The sequence below is a fragment of the Thioclava sp. GXIMD4215 genome, assembly GCF_045291555.1.
In the GTDB taxonomy this organism is placed as follows: Bacteria; Pseudomonadota; Alphaproteobacteria; order Rhodobacterales; family Rhodobacteraceae; genus Thioclava; species Thioclava litoralis.
On record NZ_CP149515.1, the window covers coordinates 1005004 to 1025525 of the forward strand.

15 protein-coding genes are annotated in these 20522 nt (G+C 61.4%); 10 read left to right on the plus strand and 5 right to left on the minus strand.

All coding sequences use genetic code 11. From position 1 onward, the window contains the following. From xylB to rocF, 5 genes are all read left to right on the plus strand, one after another. Positions 1-1446, plus strand: coding sequence for a xylulokinase (gene xylB / locus WDB86_RS04865; protein ID WP_406737019.1), 1446 nt, complete (start codon positions 1-3; stop codon positions 1444-1446). A gap of 22 nt (positions 1447-1468) precedes the next feature. Beyond that, positions 1469-2398, plus strand: a complete 930-nt coding sequence (locus WDB86_RS04870) for a carbohydrate kinase family protein (protein WP_406736775.1) — start codon at positions 1469-1471, stop codon at positions 2396-2398. 226 nt (positions 2399-2624) lie between these two features. Then, a complete protein-coding gene (locus tag WDB86_RS04875; protein WP_406736776.1) occupies positions 2625-5831 on the plus strand; it encodes a chemotaxis protein CheB in 3207 nt (1068 codons plus the stop codon). A gap of 145 nt (positions 5832-5976) precedes the next feature. Continuing rightward, the gene (locus tag WDB86_RS04880; RefSeq protein WP_339107046.1) at positions 5977-6660 is read left to right on the plus strand and encodes a hypothetical protein; all 684 of its coding nucleotides are present in this window, start codon (positions 5977-5979) and stop codon (positions 6658-6660) included. Positions 6661-6871: 211 nt separating this feature from the next. Continuing rightward, positions 6872-7810, plus strand: a complete 939-nt coding sequence (gene rocF / locus WDB86_RS04885) for an arginase (protein WP_406736777.1) — start codon at positions 6872-6874, stop codon at positions 7808-7810. Between the two features lie 52 nt (positions 7811-7862). Here rocF and WDB86_RS04890 read toward each other — a convergent pair whose 3' ends face one another. After that, a complete protein-coding gene (locus WDB86_RS04890; RefSeq protein WP_406736778.1) occupies positions 7863-8831 on the minus strand; it encodes a bile acid:sodium symporter family protein in 969 nt (322 codons plus the stop codon). Positions 8832-9009: 178 nt separating this feature from the next. Here WDB86_RS04890 and WDB86_RS04895 point away from each other — a divergent pair, with 178 nt between their 5' ends. Beyond that, positions 9010-9984 (plus strand): class 1 fructose-bisphosphatase, encoded by a 975-nt coding sequence (locus WDB86_RS04895; RefSeq protein WP_406736779.1) that lies wholly within the window; start codon positions 9010-9012, stop codon positions 9982-9984. 75 nt (positions 9985-10059) lie between these two features. Next, on the plus strand, positions 10060-10956 hold the full coding sequence (locus WDB86_RS04900) for a LysR family transcriptional regulator (protein ID WP_406736780.1): 897 nt from the start codon (positions 10060-10062) through the stop codon (positions 10954-10956). A 37-nt stretch (positions 10957-10993) separates the two neighbouring features. Here the strand turns inward: WDB86_RS04900 and WDB86_RS04905 are convergent, their stop codons facing one another. Both WDB86_RS04905 and WDB86_RS04910 read right to left on the minus strand, forming a co-directional pair. Continuing rightward, positions 10994-11962, minus strand: coding sequence for an aldo/keto reductase (locus WDB86_RS04905; protein ID WP_339107041.1), 969 nt, complete (start codon positions 11960-11962; stop codon positions 10994-10996). 141 nt (positions 11963-12103) lie between these two features. Then, positions 12104-13006 carry a LysR family transcriptional regulator gene (locus WDB86_RS04910; protein ID WP_406736781.1) on the minus strand — a complete coding sequence of 301 codons (903 nt, stop codon included), beginning with the start codon at positions 13004-13006 and terminating at the stop codon, positions 12104-12106. Between the two features lie 106 nt (positions 13007-13112). Between WDB86_RS04910 and WDB86_RS04915 the strand changes: the two genes are divergently transcribed. The 3 genes from WDB86_RS04915 (at position 13113) to WDB86_RS04925 (ending at position 16139) form a co-directional block, all read left to right on the plus strand. Further along, complete coding sequence (locus tag WDB86_RS04915) at positions 13113-14096, plus strand: aldo/keto reductase (protein WP_406736782.1); 984 nt, start codon at positions 13113-13115, stop codon at positions 14094-14096. A 100-nt stretch (positions 14097-14196) separates the two neighbouring features. Then, complete coding sequence (locus tag WDB86_RS04920) at positions 14197-14865, plus strand: response regulator transcription factor (RefSeq protein ID WP_339107038.1); 669 nt, start codon at positions 14197-14199, stop codon at positions 14863-14865. After that, positions 14862-16139, plus strand: coding sequence for a histidine kinase dimerization/phospho-acceptor domain-containing protein (locus WDB86_RS04925; protein WP_339107037.1), 1278 nt, complete (start codon positions 14862-14864; stop codon positions 16137-16139). Before WDB86_RS04920 ends, WDB86_RS04925 begins: the two co-directional genes overlap by 4 nt. Positions 16140-16343: 204 nt before the next feature. Here WDB86_RS04925 and WDB86_RS04930 read toward each other — a convergent pair whose 3' ends face one another. Together WDB86_RS04930 and WDB86_RS04935 are read right to left on the minus strand one after the other, a co-directional pair. Then, positions 16344-16595 carry a hypothetical protein gene (locus tag WDB86_RS04930; protein ID WP_339107036.1) on the minus strand — a complete coding sequence of 84 codons (252 nt, stop codon included), beginning with the start codon at positions 16593-16595 and terminating at the stop codon, positions 16344-16346. Between the two features lie 63 nt (positions 16596-16658). Then, the gene (locus WDB86_RS04935) at positions 16659-20288 is read right to left on the minus strand and encodes a vitamin B12-dependent ribonucleotide reductase (protein ID WP_406736783.1); all 3630 of its coding nucleotides are present in this window, start codon (positions 20286-20288) and stop codon (positions 16659-16661) included. Between the last annotated feature and the right edge of the window lie 234 nt (positions 20289-20522).

Below are 20522 nucleotides of genomic sequence, written 5' to 3' on the forward strand. Positions count from 1 at the left end.
ATGTATCTGGGCATCGATCTTGGCACATCGGGCCTGCGCGCGCTTCTGATTGATGATCAGGGGCGCGCCATTGGTTCGTCGGAGGCGCATTATAGCGCCGTGCATCCCCATGCCGGCTGGTCCGAACAGGACCCCGCCGAATGGATTGCGGCGTTGGAAAAGGCCGTTGCGCACCTGCGCGCCAGCCATCCGGAATGTGCAGCCCTCAAGGGTATCGGTGTTGCGGGCCATATGCATGGTGCGACGCTGCTGGATGCCGAGAACAACGTTCTGCGGCCCTGTATTCTTTGGAACGACACCCGCAGCCATACCGAGGCCGCGGCGCTGGATCACCTACCGGTTTTCCGCGAGATTTCCGCCAATATCGTCTTTCCGGGCTTTACCGCGCCCAAGTTGATGTGGGTGGCCAAAAATGAACCCGAGGTCTTCGCCAAGGTTGCAAAGGTCCTGCTGCCTGCGGCCTATCTCAACTGGTATCTGACGGGCGCGCATGTGGCCGATATGTCCGATAGCGCGGGCACCAGCTGGCTGGATGTGGGCGCGCGTGACTGGTCAAGCCGCCTGCTCAGCGCAAGCCATATGCGCAAGGACCAGATGCCGCATCTGGTCGAGGGCTCCGCCCCCGCCGGACAGTTGCGCGCCGATCTGGCGCAGGCATGGGGCGTGGGCGATGTCACCGTGGCAGGCGGCGCGGGCGATAATGCCGCCGCCGCGTGCGGGATCGGTGCATTGACCGAAGGCCAGGGCTTTGTGTCGCTGGGCACATCGGGCGTTCTGCTGGCCGCGCGTGACGGCTTTGCCCCCGCCCCCGCGACGGCGCTGCACACGTTCTGCCATGCGGTGCCTGACCGCTGGTACCAGATGGGCGTGATGCTTTCGGCCACCGACAGCCTCAACTGGCTGGCCTCGATCACCGGCAAATCCCCGCGCGAGCTGGTGGAGCCGCTGGGCGAGACCTTGCCCCCTCCGGGGCGAGTGCGTTTCCTGCCCTATCTCTCGGGCGAGCGCACCCCGCATAATGACGCCGCCATCCGTGGCAGTTTCACGGGGCTGGGCACCGATACGACCGTCAATGACATGGTGCTGGCCGTGCTGACCGGCGTGGCCTTCGGGCTGCGCGACAGCGCCGAGGCATTACGCGCCACAGGTGCCGAACTGGGCCAGCTTTTCGCCATCGGCGGCGGCTCGGCCTCGGCGCTCTGGCTCAAACTGATTGCGACGGTGCTGGCTCTGCCTTTGGCCAAACCCGAAGCCGGTGAATTCGGGGCGGCCCTCGGGGCTGCGCGCCTTGGTCAGGTTGCGGCGACAGGCGCGGACCCTGCACGGATCATGACGCCGCCGCCCATTGGCGCGGTCATCGCACCGCAGGCCGATCTGGTCGCCGCCTATGACGATGCCTATCGCGCCTTCCGCGCGGCCTATCCGGCCATCCGTGCCATCCAGTAACGTTCTCACTAAGGACAAAGCGATGATTTTATGTGCTGGTGAAGCCCTCATTGATATGATCCCCACCCCGACCGTCTCGGGCGGCGAGGGGTTTGTTCCCCATAATGGCGGGGCGGTGTTCAACACCGCGATCGCCTTGGGGCGGCTTGGACAGACGGCAGGGATGCTGACCGGACTGTCGAGCGATCTTTTCGGGCAGCAGCTTGATCAGGGGCTGCGCGACAGTCAGGTGGACACCCAGCTCTGCATCCGCAGCGACAGGCCGACCACGCTGGCCTTCGTCAAGCTGGTCGACGGACATGCAAGCTATGTCTTTTACGACGAGAATTCGGCGGGACGCATGCTGACCGAAGCCGATCTGCCGCCCCTGCCCGACAGCGTGAACGCGCTCTATTTTGGCGGGATCTCTCTGGCTTGCGAACCGGGGGCCGATGCCTATGCCGCCCTTCTGGCCCGCAACCATACCAACCGCGCGGTGATGATCGACCCCAATATCCGCCCCGGTTTCATCCGTGACGCAGCGCGCTATCGGGCACGGCTTGGCGCGATGCTGGCCCAATCCGATATCGTGAAAGTCTCCGACGAGGATCTCGACTGGATCATCCCCGGCGCGCAGACATTGCCCCAGAAGGCACAGGCGCTGCAGGCCAGCGGCCCTGCCGTGGTGATCGTGACACGCGGGGCGCAAGGGGCCAGCGCGTGGCTTGCAGATGGCACCGAGGTCAGCATTGCCGCCGAGCGGGTCACCGTGATCGATACGGTCGGTGCGGGAGATACGTTCAACGCGGGCATTCTGGCGAAGCTGTCGGAACTGGGCCTGCTGGAGAAACCCCAGCTGCGCCGTCTTGCGCCGGACGATATGCGCCGCGTTCTGGCCTTCGGGGCGAAAGTCGCGGCCGTCACCGTCTCGCGCGCGGGGGCCAACCCGCCTTGGGCTGTGGAACTGGCCTGACAGGGTGTGACCACATCAGGCAGCCCGCAACGGGACAGCCACAAAGAGGCGGCCGCCGTCTTTTGAACCAAATGCCGATGACGCGAAGTAGTTTTACTATTTCGCGTCATTCTTTTTGGACAGATCAGATAATTGCTTCTATATCACAAATATAAGGATTTATTCTTTCAAGCTTTTCGCCTTACGGTGCACTGCCCATCGGGCACCATTCTCGGGAGAACATGACGTGACAAGCGATGCGAAAACCCCCGCTTACATCGTGGGGATCGCCGCGTCCGCAGGCGGGCTTGAAGCCACATCCCTGCTGGCACAGAACCTGCCCAAATCGCTTGATGTGGCCTATGTGCTGGCCCAGCATATGTCGCCCAGCCATAAATCCATGCTGGTGCAGCTTCTGGCGCGTGAAACCAGCCTTGCCGTGGTCGAGATCGAAGAACGTGTGGTGCCTGCGGCCAATACCATCCACATCCCGCCGCCCGGCCATGACGTCGTTCTGGAAGATGGCGAGTTTGTGCTGCGCAACCCCGAAGGGCATCCGGCGGCCCCCAAACCCTCGGCGGACCGGCTGTTCAAATCGATTGCCGGCGAGGTGGGAGAGCGCGCCGTGGGCGTGGTGCTTTCGGGCACCGGATCGGATGGAAGCTACGGGGTGCAGGCCATCCGCGAGGCGGGCGGGATCACCATCGCGCAGGAACCCTCGAGCTGCAAATACGTGTCCATGCCGGTGTCGGCCATCCGCACCGGCTGTGTGGACCTGACGCTGACGCCGCAGCAGATGGGCCAGCATCTGGCAATGATCCTTGCCCAGCCGCGCGATCTGGCAAGCCTCAAGGATATCAACGAGCAGACTGGAAAGAATTCGGATCTGTTCCAGATCCTGCTGGGCCATACACTGGTCGATTTCCGCCAGTATAAGGAAAGCACGATCAACCGCCGCATCCATCGCCGGATGATCGCCAAGGGGATCGAGAGCTACAACGATTACATCGAACTCTGCCGCCGGTCGGTAGACGAGGTCGAGGCGCTGTATCGCGACCTGCTGATCTCGGTCACCAATTTCTTCCGCGATCCCGACCAGTTTCTGGCGCTGCGCGATGCGATTACCAAGAAGGTCTCCGATGGCGCGCAAGAGCCGCTGCGGGTCTGGATTGCGGGCTGCGCGACCGGCGAGGAGGCCTATTCGATTGCCATCCTCATCGTCGAGGCCTTGGGCGGGCTGGCAAAGGTCGAAAAGGACAAGCTGCAGATCTTTGCCACCGATATCGATGATCGCGCCTTGGCCATCGGTCGGCGCGGGCAATATCCGGCCTCTGCCGTCACCGATATTCCGCAGGAATATCTGGCGCGCTATTTCGATCTGGCCGAAGATCATGTCGTGGTGAAATCGAAGCTGCGCAGCTTCGTCATGTTCTCGCGCCATAACGTCTTTCAGGATGCGCCCTTCATGTCGATCGACCTCGTGTCGATCCGTAACGTGCTGATCTATTTCGAACCCAAACTGCAGGAACGGGTGCTGACGCGGATCCAGTATGCGCTCAAACAGGACGGTCTGCTGTTTCTGGGCACATCCGAGACGACCGGCGCGCTGGAAAGCTTCTTCGTGCCGCTCAGCCAGCATGGAAAGATCCTGCGCAAACGCTCCACAAGGCTGAATTCGGCAGCCCCTGCCCTGAACGGCTCGCTACCGCCTGCCAATCATCTGCGCGCCGCGTCGCCTGCAAGCTACCGCAATGCACCGACGCCTCCCAATGACTGGTGGCGTTTCGATGCGCTGGCGAAATCCGTGGTGCGCAATGGCTTCCTGACCAATCGCGACCGCGCCGTGCTGAAAATCTATGGCGATATCGCCCCCTTCGTGGAAATGCGCACCCCCATTCATGGCGGCATGACGCTGGATGTGCTGCAAAAGGCGCTGGCCTATGAGGCCAATTCCATGGTGCTGGTCGCGCTCAAGCAGCGTGAGGCACGGTCGGGCCAATGGCATCAGGTGGACGGGCGCGACTTCAATACCGTGCGGATGACCGCGTGGCCGATCATCGACGACAAGGCCGAGGAGCCGGTGGTGCTGATCGGTTTCGAGACCGAGATGCGCTCGGAGCCCGACCCCGAGAATATCGAGCGTTCGGATTACCTGAACTATCTCGAAACAGAGCTGTCGCGCACCCGCGACACGCTACAGATCACGATAGAGCAGCTCCAGACCTCGAACGAGGAACTGCAATCGCTGAACGAAGAGCTGCAATCCTCGAACGAGGAGCTGCAATCCACGAATGAGGAGCTGGAGACCTCGAACGAGGAGCTGCAATCCACGAATGAGGAACTGATCACCGTCAACGAGGAGCTGCTGGTCAATACCGGCCAGCTCGAACGCACCTCGGCCGAGCTGAACGGGCTGATCAAGGGGCTGCCCACGGTGATGATGATGCTTGATCAGGGGCTATTGATCCGCCATGCCAGCCAGTCGGCCACACGGACCTTCGAGATCCGCGAGCGTGGCCATTCGCTGGGCCATCTGTCGCAATGCTACATCCCCAACGGCTACCCGCCGCTTGTCGATATCTGTTCGCAGGCGCTTCTGGACCGCCGCCCGCATTACCGGCAGTTCGAGATTGACGATTACTGCCATTCGCTGACCGTTTCGCCGCTGGTCACCGAAAGTGACGGATTGATCGGGCTGATCGTGCTGATCACCTCGGTCGATATGACGGTGGATTCCCTGCTGAACCAGACCTTGCGCAAATTCTCGAATATCGGGACATGGCGCGTCAATCTGGCAACCGAAGAGGTCAGCTGGTCGGAAGAGACCTATGCCATCCACGGCATGATGCCCGATAAGGCCAAGCGGAAAATGGATGAGGCGGTCAATTACTACCATCCCGACGACCGCGATATCGTCAAATCCGCCATCGAGAGCGCACTCAACCGCAATGAACCCTTCCATTTCTTCGCCCGCCTCAAACGCAGGGACGGCGCGACGGTTGTGGTGGAAAGCTCTGGCTCGGCGGTGCGGAACGAGGTGGGCGAACCCATCGCGCTGATCGGGGTCTGCCGTGATTTCTCGCGCATCCAGAACGAGAACCTTCTGGTGCGCCATTATGACGAGATCACCACCGAACAGCATATGGGCTTCTTCTCGATCGATATCATCAACAACCTGCATTACTGGAATCCGGTGCTGATCGAGATGATGGATGTCGCCTCCGAGGGCGACCAGTCTCTGGACCGGCTGATTTCGCATCTGCCGTCGGACCGCCAGACCCTGCTGCGCAAGACGCTTCAGGACGCGATCCAGCAGCGCCGGCCCTTCTGCCTCGAAGAGACACTGATCCTGCGGCATGGTGCATCCCGCAAATGCCAGATCCGCGGCAATGTCGAGTGCAATGCCAGCAATCAGGTCACGCATCTTTACGGGTCGATCAGGGTCATCGACTAGGCGGTTTTTTGCGCGGGCTGGCGGTTTTCAGGAAATTGAAACCAACGTGACCAAAAGCCCGCTCACAATTAAGACCTTATTAACGATTACAACCAGATGATGTTTCCAAGAACAAATACTCCATTGACCGAAAGGATACCCGAAAATGGGTGCGGACGGGCAGCACAGCCATCATGAGTATGGAATAGTTACACTCCACCTCCTCCGTGACGATGCCACCGGCGCATGGTTTGCCGAGCGGATCGAAATGAATCTGGACAACATGCGCAACCAGATCACGTTCCGCCAGCCTGAACCGCTGGCGGGTGCGTTTACCTCCCCTTTTGCAGAGGCTTTGATCCATTATCTTCCCCAGAATGGTGATTTCTCTGTCTCGACCAATTCCCACAACCTGATCGAGATCCCCGGTCTTGTGCTGGGCGGGATGCGGATTATCGCGCAGCGCAATGTCAACGGTTTGCAGCGCGTGGCGGTGCGATTCCGCAATGTCATTGGCGAGTTTCAGGCGGTCTTGTCGATCAAGTATCGCAGCGAAGGCCAGACACTGACCACGCTGGAAAAAGGCGCGACCGATGCGTTGTTGTCGCTGCTGATCCCCTGCCTTGATCTTGCGCATGTCGAGCTTGACACATTCGCCGATGCTGACCTGCCGTTCAAAGTGGCGCTGCGGTTGCAGACCCTGACGCAGAAAAAGGAGGATCTGGCCTTTTTTACCCATATGCTGCGGCGCTATGTGGAAAATACTCCGCAGATGCTGGCGGTGGATTATCTCTCGCAGCTTCCCGCCCATCAGGAAGACCCCGCCATCAAGCTTGTCGCCAATAGCTAAGTCCTCCCGATCCGGGCCACGTTTTCCAGTATCCCTGTTTCCAGTATCCGGCCCGTGATCTTTGATCGCAGGGCTTTTTGTGTTTCGATGCAAGGCATTAACCTTAAATGCATCCGGCACAGCACGGCATATCCCCGCCGGCCGCCTGTGGGGGCTTCCCTTCCCGCCCGTTCGGCGCGACAGTAAGAGACCAACAAGGCGGAGGGACATCATGAGCGGCACCACGACTATCCTGATCGGCGCGCCCGTCGATTGCGGCAAACGCGGCAAGGGCTGCCTGATGGGGCCCGACGCCTATCGCGTGGCAGGGATCAAGGAGATCCTAACCGAACTGGGGCGCGACATACGCGATCTGGGCAATCTCGCCCCCGGCCCCCTGCCCGAGGTCACCCCCGATAATGACCGCATCCATGCTATGGCGGAAACCGTCGCATGGACCCGCACCCTGATGCAGGCCGGACGCGATGCGGCCAAGCTGGGCTTTCCGATTTTCATGGGCGGCGATCACGCGCTGGCTATGGGCTCTGTCGCGGGGATGATCCAGCATGCGGCCGATCTGGGGCGGCCCTTCTATCTGCTCTGGCTCGATGCCCATTCCGATTTCCATACGCCGCAGAGTTCGGGATCGGGCAATCTGCATGGCACGCCGGTCGCCTATCTGACGGGGCGCGACGGGTTCGCGGGGTTTCCCACGCTCGACCACTATCTCGAACCGTCGCATACCTGCATGCTCGGTCTGCGCTCTGTCGATCCGGCAGAACGGGTCGCGCTGAAGAAAAGCCCCGTGCGCCGCTATGACATGCGTGCCATCGACGAAACCGGCATCGCCCGACCGCTGGGCGATTTTCTGGCCGAGGTGGAGGCGGCGAACGGCATGCTGCATGTCTCGCTGGATGTCGATTTTCTCGACCCCTCGATCGCTCCCGCTGTGGGCACCACCGTGCCGGGGGGCGCGACATTCCGCGAGGCGCATCTGGTGATGGAAATGCTGCATGACAGCGGGCTGGTCACCTCGCTCGATCTGGTCGAGCTGAACCCGTTCATGGACGAACGCGGCAAGACGGCGCAGCTCATGGTGGATCTGACCGCCTCGCTCTTCGGGCGTTCGGTCTTTGACCGGCCCACGCTCAACCACGCGCGCCGATTCTAATGCAAAAGCCCCGGCCTGACGACCGGGGCCCTGTCCCTGAGGCGCGCAAGGGTCAGCGCCCGTTTGCGTCCGTCATGGCCTCCGACCCGGCAGGGGTCTCGGTGAACCGTGCCATGATATTGGCCACCAGCGCCCCCGAGATATTGTGCCAGACCGAAAACATCGCCGAAGGCACCGCCGCCAGCGGCGAGAAATAGGCGGTGGCCAATGCGGCCCCGAGCCCCGAATTCTGCATACCGACCTCGATGGCAATCGCTTTGCGGCGGGCAAGGCTGAGCCCTGTCAGACGGCCCGCCAGATAGCCGATCAGATAGCCCAGCAGGTTATGTACGACAACCACGCCGAAAATCATCACACCCGACTGGACGATGGCCCCTTTCGAGGCCGCAACCACGGCCGCCACAATCAGCACGATCCCCGTGACCGAAACCAGCGGCAGCGCGGGAATGGCGGCCTTGACCAGCTTGGGCAGGAATTTCTGCGCGATAATCCCCAGCACCAGCGGCAAGATCACCATTTTCAGGATCGAGACAAACATCGCCATCCCGTCCACCGGCAGATGGGTCGATGCGAAGGTCCATACGAGGAACGGCGTCACCACCGGCGCCAGCAGGGTCGTGACCGAGGTACAGGCCACAGAAAGCGCCAGATCACCTTTGGCAAGATAGGTCATCACATTCGAGGAGGTGCCGCCCGGGCAGCACCCGACCAGAATGACCCCCGCCGCCACTTCGGGGGCCATCGGCACGATCATCGTCAGTGCCACGGCGATCAGCGGCATAATAACGAATTGCGAGACCACCCCGATGGCCACCTGCACGGGGCGTTTGGCGACCTCGGCAAAATCCTGTGCCGAGATGGTCAGCCCCATTCCGAACATGATAAGCCCCAGCAGCGGGACGATCAGCCCTTTGAGCTGTACGAAAATATCGGGAAAGGCAAAGCCAAGACCTGCAAAAAGCACGGTCCAGAACGCGAATGTCCGCCCGACAAATTGCGAAAATGCGGCGATTGATTTCATTTTTTCCCTCAAAATCGTAACATGATTTCTTCTGCATGATCGCGCGGATACTCACCCCGCTTATGAAATACAAGACATTCTCCCCGAAAAACACAATTTGCCGAATATCCTCGGGAAAACTCCGATGACATTCTCGCGCAAGACGGGCAAAACAGAGACATACATAAAGGAGATTTCCATGCTCATCCTCCCCGATGACAGCACGCATGATTACCCGCTTCTGGAGACGCTGGTTGAAGATGATGATCTGGGCCAGATCGTGCTCCGACTTGCCCGTGCAATGGTGCCACTGGCGGGGCGCTTGGCGGCAGGCAAGCTGCCCGGTGATCCTGCGGCGCTGGTCGGCCAGAATGACAGCGGGGATGCGCAAAAAGCACTGGATGTCGGGGCGCATGAGCATGTGCTGGCGGCGCTCGAGGGCAGCAATATCCGCCATGTCCTGTCAGAAGAGGCCGCAGCCCCCGTCTGTCTGGACCCCGAGGGCGATTGGGATCTGGTGATTGACCCGATTGACGGTTCCGGCTCCATCGGTATCGGGGCGCCCTTGGGGATGCTGTTTGCGCTTTATCCCGCAGGCACGGGTGATTTTCTGCGGGCAGGCAATGAAGCCGTCGCGGCGGGCTATGCGTCTTTCGGCCATTCGCTGGATTTCGGCTACTCCTTGGGCGATGGCGTGCATATCGCCACCTATGATGCGCAATCGCAGGCCTTCCATGTGACACTCGCCAAGGTGATGCTGCCCGAACAGGCCAAGATCATCGCCTATAACGCCTCCAACGAACGTCACTGGTCGGCGGGGTTGCAGGCCTATATCCACGATCTGCGCTTGGGGAAGACCGGCCCGCGCGCGCGGGATTTCAACATGCGCTGGCTGGCGGCGGCTGTGGGCGAGCTACATCGCATCCTCTTGAAAGGCGGTGCTTTTCTTTATCCGCAGGATGCGCGCAAGGGCTATGAGAATGGCCGCTTGCGCCTGACCTACGAGGCCGTGCCAATCGCCTTTTTGATCGAACAGGCCGGAGGTCGGGCCAGCACGGGCCAGAAGCGCATTCTGGATCTCGTTCCGACAGAGCTGCATGAATTTGTCCCGCTGATCTTCGGAGCGGCGGAAGAGGTCGGGGTGATCGAAGACTATATCGCCCGAAATAGCTGACCTTTGTCAGGTAACGCATTTCTTGCGATCCGAGGATAATCGCCGCATGATCTCCCGTATATTATGGGGGATCATATGGATCTGATCGATGAATTGCGCGCCTTTGTTGCCACCGCACAGACACGCTCTTTCACGGCGGCGGCAGATCAGCTCGGGTTGTCGAACCGCCTGACCTCGAAATATGTGGCGGCGCTGGAAGCCCGTCTCGGGACGCGGCTGTTCCAGCGCACTACGCGCAAGGTCGGGCTGACGCCTGCAGGCGAGGAGCTGATGGCGCGTGCGCCCGCCCTGCTCGATGATCTGGACCTGATGATCGGCGATATTGCCGAGGGCTCGCGGGGGCTCGCGGGGCTGATCCGCATCTCGGCCCCCGTCACCTTCGGGGAAGCCTATCTGGCCGAGATGCTGGGACGTTTCGGGCAGACCCATCCCGATCTGACCATTGATCTGCGACTGAGCGACCGGTTTACCGATCTGGCCGGCGACGGGATCGATCTGGCGTTCCGCATCGGTCAGCTTGACATGATGGCGCTGAAATCCCGCAAGATCGGCGCTTTTCGGGTAAAACTGGCCGCCAGCCCCGCCTATCTGGCTGCACATGGCAGACCGCAAAAACTTGCGGATCTGGAACATCATAGCTGCATCATCGACACCAACCGCCGCAATGCCCGCCGCTGGTCGTTCCACAAGGACAGGCATGTCACGGTCACGGGGCGGTTTCATGTCAACTCGGCCCGCGCCGCCTGCCGCTTTGCCGAAATGGGTCTGGGGATCACCTATTGCCCCGATTTCGCCCTGCGCGCGGCCTTGGAAAGCGGACGGCTGGTTGCCCTTCTACCGGAGGAGACAGGGGAAACCTATCCGGTGAATATCGTCTATCTCGAAGGGCAGCGCCTGCCCCGCAAGCTGCGCGCACTCATCGATTTCGCCCAAGAGGATATGAAACAGTCAGGCATTCTGGGCGAGTGTTGAAAGCGGGGCCGCAACCGGACCGGCCCCGTTTCCGGCCCTATTGCGCGGCCTCCACTGCGCCCGCCTCTGTCAATGCGTTCATCTCGTCCTCGGCCAGATGCAGCTCTGCCGCCTTCACAAAGCTTGCAAGCTGGCTTTCGCTGGTGGCCGAGGCGATAGGGGCGCTGACCCCTTCCCGCGCGATCAGCCATGCCAGTGCCACCTCGGCGGGTTTGGCATTATGGGCCAGGGCCACCTCGTCCAGCGCCTGAAGCACCGCCAGCCCCCGATCATTCAGATATTTCCGGACCATATCCCCGCGTTTGGACCCTTCGAGGTCTTCGGGCCTGCGGTATTTCCCGCTCAGGAACCCGGCGGCAAGGCTGAAATAGGTGACCACACCGATATTCTGCGCGATACAGAACGCGCGCAGATCGCCCTCGAACCCGTCACGGTCATAGAGGTTATATTCGGGCTGGAGCACCTGATAGGCCGGAAGCCCGTGGTCTTTCGCAACGCGCTGCGCCGAGGACAGCAACGCGTAATCATAGTTTGACGCCCCGATCGCACGGATTTTCCCCGCTGCCAACAGGTCACGATAGGCCCCCAGCGTCTCTTCATGGCGCACGCTGTCATCGGGCCAATGCGAGAAATAAAGATCGACATGGTCGGTTTTCAGCCGCTCCAGCGACAGGTCGATCGCCTTGGAAATCCACGCTTGCGACAGGCCTTTTTCACCCGGACCGCCCATATCGGAACCGACCTTGGTAAACAGCGTCACTTTCTCGCGCAGGCCGGGCCGCGCGGCGAACCACTTGCCAAGGATCGTCTCGGACTCGCCGCCGCTATTGCCTTCCCCCCATGCGGAATAGACATCCGCCGTGTCAATCGTGGTAAAGCCGTGATCGATCAGCGCATCCAGCATGCGAAAACTCGCCGCCTCATCCAGTGTCCAGCCGAAAACATTGCCGCCGAACACAATCGGGGAAATCTCCAGACCGGTCGTGCCAAGTGTGTTGGTTTTCATGAAAGGCCTCCTTTCTCAAACGGTTTCAAGGGTCGAAGCCGCCCTTGGTCCTCATAGAAATGTATCTGCACCCAAAGATAGTGCGCCCGATCCCGCCGCACATGCGCAAGGCCGTCTAAGGTGATGAAAGAACCGTGAGCTTCAGCAGGTGGCAGGCGCGTCGCCCGCCAGATGGGCGCGATGGATCTCGACCAGATCGCGCAGGAAATCGGCCACCGCCCGCACCCGCGGCGATTGCACAAGATCGGTCTGGGTCACCAGCCAGACCGGCTGATCAATCCCCAGATCGCGGCGCAGGCAGACCAGCCCGCGCGGTTGCGCCAGAAAATGTGGCAGGACCGCCAGCCCCAGCCCTGCCCGACAGCCCGCCACCTGTGTGGCAAGCGAAGTGGTCGACAGAACCGGTGGACGGCCTTGCAGCATCTGCTCGACCCAGATGGCCGCAGCCAGATGCGACTGCCCCTCGCCCCACATGATGAAGGCGTCATGATCGAAGGCCGCGCCCTCACCACCGGTTGTCCGCTGCGCCAGATAGGACGGCGCGGCATAAAGCCCCAAGCCCAGCCGCCCCAGACGCTGCAACGTGACATGGCCGCGCTCCGGTTTGACCATCCTGAGCGCCAGATCGGCGTCGCGACGATGCAGATTGACCGTGCGCACATCTGTCACCAGATCAAGGCAAAGCTTGGGATGTCGGGCCTGCAAACGCGGCAAAGCGGGCAGGATCAGATCGGTGGCAAGATTTTCAGCCGTGGCCAGCCGCACCGTGCCCGACACCTCGCGCGAGGGCTGCGCATGGCCCGCAAGGCTATTGGCCGCCGCCTCCATATCCTCGGCCCGTTCCACCAGCGCCGCACCATCCTCGGTCACGCGATAGCCGGTCTGGGTGCGCAAGAACAATGGCGTGCCCATCGCGGCCTCCAGCCTCTCGATCCGGCGCGACACCGTGGCCAGCCCCAGCCGCAACTGCCCCGCCGCCCCCGACAACGTGCCCATCCGCACCACCGCCAGAAACACTTTCAGATCATCCCAGACGATTGCCATGGCCTCACCTTCCATTTCCGGAAAGCGGTATACCGATTACGTGGATACTCTCCGTATCTGAAAAATGGCAAGACCGGCAGCACAAGACAAGCGGAAAGGACCGATCATGCAAAAACGTTCGCTGACGAAAGAACTCCACGTTTCGGCCTTGGGGCTCGGCTGTATGGGCATGAGCGAATTCTACGGCCCCCGCGATGATGCGCAATCGCTGGAGGTGCTGCATCAGGCGACAGAGGCGGGGCTGGATTTTCTGGATACTGCCGACATGTATGGCCCCTTCCACAACGAGGAACTGATCGGGCGTTTTCTGAAAGAGACCCGCGCGAAGGTCAAAATCGCCACGAAATTCGGGATTGTGCGCAAGCCCGGAGCCTATGAACGCGACATCGATACCAGCCCCGCCTATGCACGGCAGGCACTGGAAGGGTCGCTCAGGCGGCTGGGCGTGGAACGGGTGGATCTGTATTATGTGCACCGCGTCGCTCCCGACCAACCGATCGAAGAGACCATGCAGGCGCTGGCCCGACTGGTGGCCGAGGGCAAGATCGGCCATATCGGTCTTTGCGAGGTCAGCGCCGCGACCCTGCGCCGCGCACATGCCGTGCATCCGGTCAGCGCGCTACAGACCGAATATTCGCTCTGGACCCGTGGCGTAGAGACCGAGATCCTGCCTGTCTGCCGCGAGTTGGGCATCGGCTTCGTGCCCTATTCGCCCTTGGGGCGCGGGTTCCTGACCGGCGCCTATAGCGACCCGAGCAAGCTGGCCAGCGGCGATTTCCGCGCGATGCTGCCACGGTTCAAGGATCAGGCGCTGGCCAGCAATCTGCGCATCGCCGATCTGGTGCGCGACTGGGCCCTGCGCAAAGGCTGCAGCCCCGCGCAACTGGCGCTGGCATGGCTGCTGGCACAAGGGGACGATATCGTGCCCATTCCCGGCACCAAGCGTCCGGCCTATCTTGCGGACAATCTTGGCGCGCTGGATGTGGTCCTGACCCCCGAAGATCTGGCCGCACTGGACCGCGCATTGGCGCAGATGCCGGTTGCGGGCGCGCGCTACACGGCAGAGGGCATGAAAGGGGTTGATGCCTGAGAGTCGAGGCCTGAGTGTTGAGGCCTGAGATCGGTCTGGCCGTTTGCCACAGGCGCGGTTTTTCCTCGCCTCGGCGCAAGGCCCGCGCTATCCAGAAAGCATGAGAGTGCTGCTGATTGAAGACACCCCCGATCTGGCCCGCAATGTCGCGCAATTCCTGCGCCTGCAAGGCCATGCGGTGGATATTGCCGCCTCGGTCGATGAGGCCGAGGCCGCTTGGGATGTGACCGATTATGCAGGGGTGATCCTCGATCTGGGGCTGCCCGACGGGTCGGGGCTGACGCTTCTACGCGCCCGCAGACGCGCCGGTGACCGCACGCCGGTGATCATTGCCACCGCGCTCGACCAGATTTCGGACCGGATCGCGGGGCTGGATGCCGGTGCCGATGACTATGTGACCAAACCTTTCGATCTGGGCGAGCTGGCCGCGAGGCTGCGCGCCCATGCGCGGCGTTCGGAAGGCAACCCGACCGCCCAGACCGCCCTTGGCGATCTGCGGATCGACCGTGCCGCGGCACGGCTCTGGCGCGAAGGCACAACTGGCGAAGGCAAGGAAATCCGTCTGACATCGCGGGAATGGTCGCTTTTCGAGGCGCTTCTGGCGGCGCGCGGGCGCATTCTGTCGCGGGCCGCACTGGAAGAGACCCTGTTCGCCTATGATGACAGCGTGGAAAGCAATGCGGTCGAGGTCTATATCTCGCGGCTACGGGGGAAGCTCGGCGCGGAGGTCATCGTGACGCGGCGCGGTTTGGGATATCTGATCCCGTGACGCCGTGGTCGCTGAAAAAGCGCCTGCTGCGCAATGTGCTTCTGGCGGTGGGCTTTGGCTGGATCGCGACCCTGAGCGTGGGCATTTATGCGCTGAACCATGAAATGGGCGAAGTTCTGGATGGCGCGTTGAAGGACGACGCCGCGTTGGTGGCGCAGCTTCTGGCGCATGACCAGACCCAAGCCATTGCCACTTGGGCCAACAGCCATGCGCAAAACACGGATTGGCAGATGCGCATCCTGCTGCCGGAGGGGCCGACCACCGCTGCCCCCTGGCCTGCGCTCGGGCGTGATGGGATCAGCCAGACCGAAGACTGGCAGGTGGTGCGGCAAACAACCCCCGACGGCGTGATCGAGATCGGCCAGAGCCTCAAGCGCCGCAGCCATGAATTGATGGAAGCCGCCCGCGCCTTCCTGTTCCTGATCATCCCGCTTTTGCTGATTGTCACCGCCGCCGTCATCCTGACCCTGCGCAAGAGCCTGTCCTCGACCATCGCCTTCTCGCACAGGATGCGCCGCCGCAGCGCCGAGGATCTCTCGCCCCTCTCGGCGGATATGCTGCCGCAGGAAATGGCCCCTGTCACCGATGCCTTCAATATCTACCTTGACCGGATCAAGGATCTGCGCGCCGCCGAGCGCCATTTCATCGCCAATGCCGCACATGAGTTGCGCACGCCCTTGGCGGTGCTGCGCAGCCGGATCGAGGTCATGGCCGCCACGCCCCAAGCCGCGCAGGCCGACGCGCGCAGGGATCTGATCGACACGATCGACCGGCTGTCGCTGCGCGTCGAGCGCCTGCTACAGCTTGAACGCGCCGAGGCGGGGCTGGGCCTTGCGCGGGAGCGGATCGATATTGTGGCGCTGATCCGGCTGCTTTGCCACGAGCTGCGCCCGCACAGCAACGGGCAGCCCCCGATCCTGTTTGACGACAGCGATCTGGACCGGCTCGATATTTCCAGTGACCGCGATGCGCTGGCGATCATCTTGCGCAATCTCTTGGGCAATGCCCGCGATCACGGCACCGGCACAGTCCGGCTGCAACTGTCACCGCAAGGGCGTCTGCGGGTCACCAACCCCGCCCCACCCGAGGCCAGCTTCCATCTGGAACGTTTCGGCAAGTCCGGCGGCTCTGCCGGATCGGGACTGGGGCTGGACATCGTGATGCGGCTGGCGCGCGATCTGGGCATCCCGACCCGCTTCGAGATCCTCCCGCGCGAGGCCGGACCTCTGGCGCAGGTCACGCTTGACCTGCCGGTCTGCACCAAAGACCAGTAACCTGCTTTACGGCAAAAGAAAAACCCCTATGGCCAGCGGCCATAGGGGGAGTTTCGTCAGTCGGGCTCGTTCTCGTTCACTGCCCTCGTCGGATCATTTTTTGCCTGGGCCCTCTCGACGTCTGGGGCAAGCGCACCTGCCCCCGAACTCGTTAACCACCACCCAAAATCACGGGTCCCCACCCCGGGGATACATCGCCTGTGCTCAGTGCAGGCCGTAAGCCGAGCCCGACTGCATGAGCGTCACGGTCGAAGATGCACCATGCATCTCGATCTCGGCCACGCTCATCGGGCAGGCGCCAAGCCCCGCGCCCCAGACCTCGACCGAGGCCTGTCCGCCGAATGTCGCATTCAGCACCGATTTCAGCGCATCTCCCGAAAGCTTGGCAACCATGCCACCCTCGATCAGTTCAAGCTCTGCCGCCTGAACGCGCGTATTTCCGATAATCAGTTCCAACGTTTTCTCCATGAAGACGTTCAAGAGGTGGTCAGGTCCGGCTGCGGGCCGGACCGCTCGACATCAGCTACAGCCCGAGGTGCCGCCGCAGGTATTGCATTTCATGCAGGTCCCATTGCGCACGAGCGTGTAATTGCCGCATTCGCCACAGGCCTCGCCCTCATAGCCCTGCATCTTGGCTTTGGTGCGGGCATCCATCGACACCGTGCCCGAGGACACAGCCGTAGAGGTCTTGGCCGTAAAGCCGGTCTGTGTTTCCGAGAACCCGACCGCCGCCTGACCGCCCTGAAACACCATCAGCTCTTGCGGCAAACGTTTGCGCAGATAGCCCGAAGACGAAATCTGGCGCAGGACTTCCAGCGATTTCGATGCCTGCTCGTCCTCTTCCAGCGAGCTTTCCGAACCATGCCCGATATCGTCGAATGTATGGCCTTTGGGCTTCACATGCGCCAGATCGGTGCGGTCAAGATAGGAAATCGCCAGTTCGCGGAACACGTAATCAAGGATCGAGGTCGCATTCTTGACCGAGTCATTGCCCTGCACCATGCCCGCAGGCTCGAATTTGGTGAAGGTGAAGGCATCGACAAACTCTTCCAGCGGCACGCCATATTGCAGCCCCACCGACACGGCGATGGCGAAGTTGTTCATCATCGCACGGAAGCCCGCGCCTTCCTTGTGCATGTCGATGAAGATCTCGCCCAGCGAGCCGTCATCATATTCGCCAGTGCGCAGATACACCTTATGCCCGCCGACAATCGCTTTCTGGGTATAGCCCTTGCGACGCGTCGGCAGCTTTTCACGATTGCTACGCACCAGTTCCTTGACGATCACCTTCTCGACGATCTTCTCGGCCAGCACTTGCGCCTTCTCCTGCGGGCTGCCGGTGGCAAGGATCTCTTCGGCCTCCTCGTCATCCTCGATCAGCGCCGAGGCCAGGGGCTGGCTGAGTTTGGACCCGTCGCGGTAAAGCGCATTGGCCTTGATGCCCAGCGACCAGGACAGCTCATAGGCCGCTTTCACATCCTCGATGGACGCCGAATTGGGCATATTGATCGTCTTGGAAATCGCGCCCGAGATAAAGCTCTGCGCCGCCGCCATCATGGTGATATGGCTTTCGACCGACAGATAGCGCTTGCCCTTCTTGCCGCAGGCATTGGCGCAATCGAAGACGTTCAGGTGTTCGGGGCGAAGATGCGGCGCGCCCTCAAGGGTCATCGTGCCGCAGACATGGTCATTGGCGGCCTCGATCTGCGCTTTGGTAAAGCCCAGATGACGCAGCATGTCGAAGCTCGGATCGTTCAGCTTTTCTGCCGGAATACCAAGGGTATCGCGGCAGAATTCCTCGCCCAGCGTCCACTGGTTGAAGACAAAGCGGATGTCGAAAGCCGTAGGCAAAGCCGTGTTGATCTTCTTGATCTCGGCCTCGCCAAAACCATGACCGATCAGCGAGGTCGTATTGATGCTCGGGCAATTGCCAAGGCTGGCATGGCCCACCGCATAGGACACGATCTCTTCGGCCTGCGCGGAACTATAGCCAAGCTTGGCCAAGGCCGCAGGCACCGAGCGGTTGATGATCTTGAAATAGCCGCCGCCTGCGAGCTTCTTGAATTTCACCAGCGCGAAATCGGGCTCGATGCCGGTGGTGTCGCAATCCATGACCAGACCGATGGTGCCCGTGGGCGCAATCACCGACACTTGGGCATTGCGGAACCCATGCGCCTCGCCCAAGGCGAGCGCCTGATCCCATGCGGCGGTCGCCAGTTCGACCAGCTTCGGGTCGGGGCAATTCGCGTGATCCAGCGCCACGGGCTGGACCTCAAGCGCCTCATAGGTGCCCGTGCCATGCGCGGCCGCACGATGGTTGCGGATGACCCGCAGCATATGGGCGGCGTTCTTGGCATAGCCCGGGAAGGCACCCAGTTCAGACGCCATCTGCGCCGAGGTGGCATAGGACACGCCCGTCATGATCGCGGTCAGCGCACCGGTCAGCGCGCGGCCCTCATCCGAGTCGTAGCCCAGACCCATATTCATCAACAGCCCGCCGATATTGGCATAGCCAAGACCCAGCGTTCGGAAATCATAGGACCTTTGCGCGATCTGCGGGCTTGGGAATTGCGCCATCATCACCGAGATTTCCAGCGTGATGGTCCAGATGCGGCAGGCATGAATATATGCATCCGCGTCAAAGCGACCGTCCTTATAGAAGGTCAGCAGGTTCATCGACGCAAGGTTACAGGCGGTGTCGTCAAGGAACATATATTCCGAGCACGGGTTCGAGCCGCGGATCGGCCCGTCCTCGGGGCAGGTATGCCATTCGTTGACGGTATCATGGAACTGGATGCCCGGATCGGCACAGGCCCATGCGGCATGGCCCACCTGCTCCCAGAGGTCACGTGCCTTGATGGTCTTGGCGACCTTGCCATCGGTGCGGCGCAGAAGCTCCCAATCGGCATCCTGCTTCACGGCCTTCAGGAAGGCGTTGGTCACCCGCACCGAATTGTTGGAATTCTGGCCCGAAACAGAGGCATAGGCGTCGCTGTCCCAATCCGTGTCATAGGTCGGGAATTCGATACTGCTATAACCCTGACGTGCATATTGCAGCACGCGGTTGATATAGGTCTCGGGGATCATCACGCCCTTGGCGGATTTGATCGCCGCCTTCAGCGCGGGGTTCTTGGCCGGATCAACCGCCCCCTCATCCGATCCGTCAAAGGCGCGGATCGCGGCGAAGATCTTGTTCAGCTCGCGCTCATGCAGCTTGGAACCGGCGACCAGAGAGGCAACCTTCTGCTCCTCGATGACCTTCCAGTTGATGAAATCCTCGATATCGGGGTGGTCCATATCGATGATAACCATCTTGGCCGCACGCCGCGTGGTGCCGCCCGATTTGATCGCCCCTGCCGCGCGGTCCCCGATCTTGAGAAACCCCATCAGCCCCGAAGACTTGCCGCCCCCCGAAAGGGCCTCCCCCGCGCCGCGCAGGCTGGAGAAATTGGTGCCCGTCCCCGAGCCGTATTTGAACAGGCGCGCCTCGCGCACCCAGAGGTCCATGATGCCGCCGTCATTGACCAGATCATCCGAAACCGACTGGATGAAGCAGGCATGGGGCTGCGGGTGCTCATAGGCCGAGGCCGATTTCACCAGCTTGCCGGTTTTCGGGTCGACATAATGGTGGCCCTGGCTCGGGCCGTCGATACCATAGGCCCAATGCAGACCGGTGTTGAACCATTGCGGGCTGTTCGGCGCGCCCATCTGGCGGGCCAGCGTATAGCGCATCTCGTCGTAATAGGCGCGGGCGTCGTCTTCGCTGGTGAAATAGCCACCCTTCCAGCCCCAATAGGCCCAAGCGCCTGCAAGGCGGTCAAACACCTGCTTGGCCGAGGTCTCGCCGCCGAACCGCTTGTCTTCAGGAAGATCGTTCAGCGCGGCCTCATCGGGAACCGAGCGCCACAGGAACTCCGGCACATCCTTTTCGCGCACGCGCTTCAGCGCCGCAGGAACCCCCGCCTTACGGAAATATTTCTGCGCCAGAACGTCAGAGGCGACCTGGCTCCAGCCCTCGGGAATCTCAACGCTATCGTTGCGAAAGACGATTTTCCCGTCCGGATTGCGAATTTCTGAGTCCGTCGTCGTGAAGGCAATCGCGCCATAAGCGCCGCTTTCCGAGGTTGTGAATTTCCGCTCGATCTTCATCTGCTCAATTCCCTGAACAATGGCAACATTCACCCACCAACATTGTCGGCGCACGCAGTCAAAGCCCTGCACCCCCATGCAAGACCGATTCCACACTGAATCTGCATATTTTGCCTGCGTAGCCCCAACACCACTACATCTGGTGGCTTCATCTGGGACTTTGCACAAATTGGCCTAGGGTTAGTGGCGCGTCAACTGATCTTTAATCACCGGAAGGGCGTTTTTGATGTTGAC

What these genes read in the sequence shown, in the direction of transcription:
- WDB86_RS04880 (WP_339107046.1), top strand. Translation starts at nt 5,977, where the DNA reads ATGGGTGCGGACGGGCAGCACAGCCATCATGAGTATGGAATAGTTACA.
- WDB86_RS04895 (WP_406736779.1), top strand. Translation starts at nt 9,010, where the DNA reads ATGCTCATCCTCCCCGATGACAGCACGCATGATTACCCGCTTCTGGAG.
- xylB (WP_406737019.1), top strand. Translation starts at nt 1, where the DNA reads ATGTATCTGGGCATCGATCTTGGCACATCGGGCCTGCGCGCGCTTCTG.
- WDB86_RS04915 (WP_406736782.1), top strand. Translation starts at nt 13,113, where the DNA reads ATGCAAAAACGTTCGCTGACGAAAGAACTCCACGTTTCGGCCTTGGGG.
- WDB86_RS04870 (WP_406736775.1), top strand. Translation starts at nt 1,469, where the DNA reads ATGATTTTATGTGCTGGTGAAGCCCTCATTGATATGATCCCCACCCCG.
- rocF (WP_406736777.1), top strand. Translation starts at nt 6,872, where the DNA reads ATGAGCGGCACCACGACTATCCTGATCGGCGCGCCCGTCGATTGCGGC.
- WDB86_RS04935 (WP_406736783.1), bottom strand. Translation starts at nt 20,288, where the DNA reads ATGAAGATCGAGCGGAAATTCACAACCTCGGAAAGCGGCGCTTATGGC.
- WDB86_RS04900 (WP_406736780.1), top strand. Translation starts at nt 10,060, where the DNA reads ATGGATCTGATCGATGAATTGCGCGCCTTTGTTGCCACCGCACAGACA.
- WDB86_RS04905 (WP_339107041.1), bottom strand. Translation starts at nt 11,962, where the DNA reads ATGAAAACCAACACACTTGGCACGACCGGTCTGGAGATTTCCCCGATT.
- WDB86_RS04920 (WP_339107038.1), top strand. Translation starts at nt 14,197, where the DNA reads ATGAGAGTGCTGCTGATTGAAGACACCCCCGATCTGGCCCGCAATGTC.
- WDB86_RS04890 (WP_406736778.1), bottom strand. Translation starts at nt 8,831, where the DNA reads ATGAAATCAATCGCCGCATTTTCGCAATTTGTCGGGCGGACATTCGCG.
- WDB86_RS04910 (WP_406736781.1), bottom strand. Translation starts at nt 13,006, where the DNA reads ATGGCAATCGTCTGGGATGATCTGAAAGTGTTTCTGGCGGTGGTGCGG.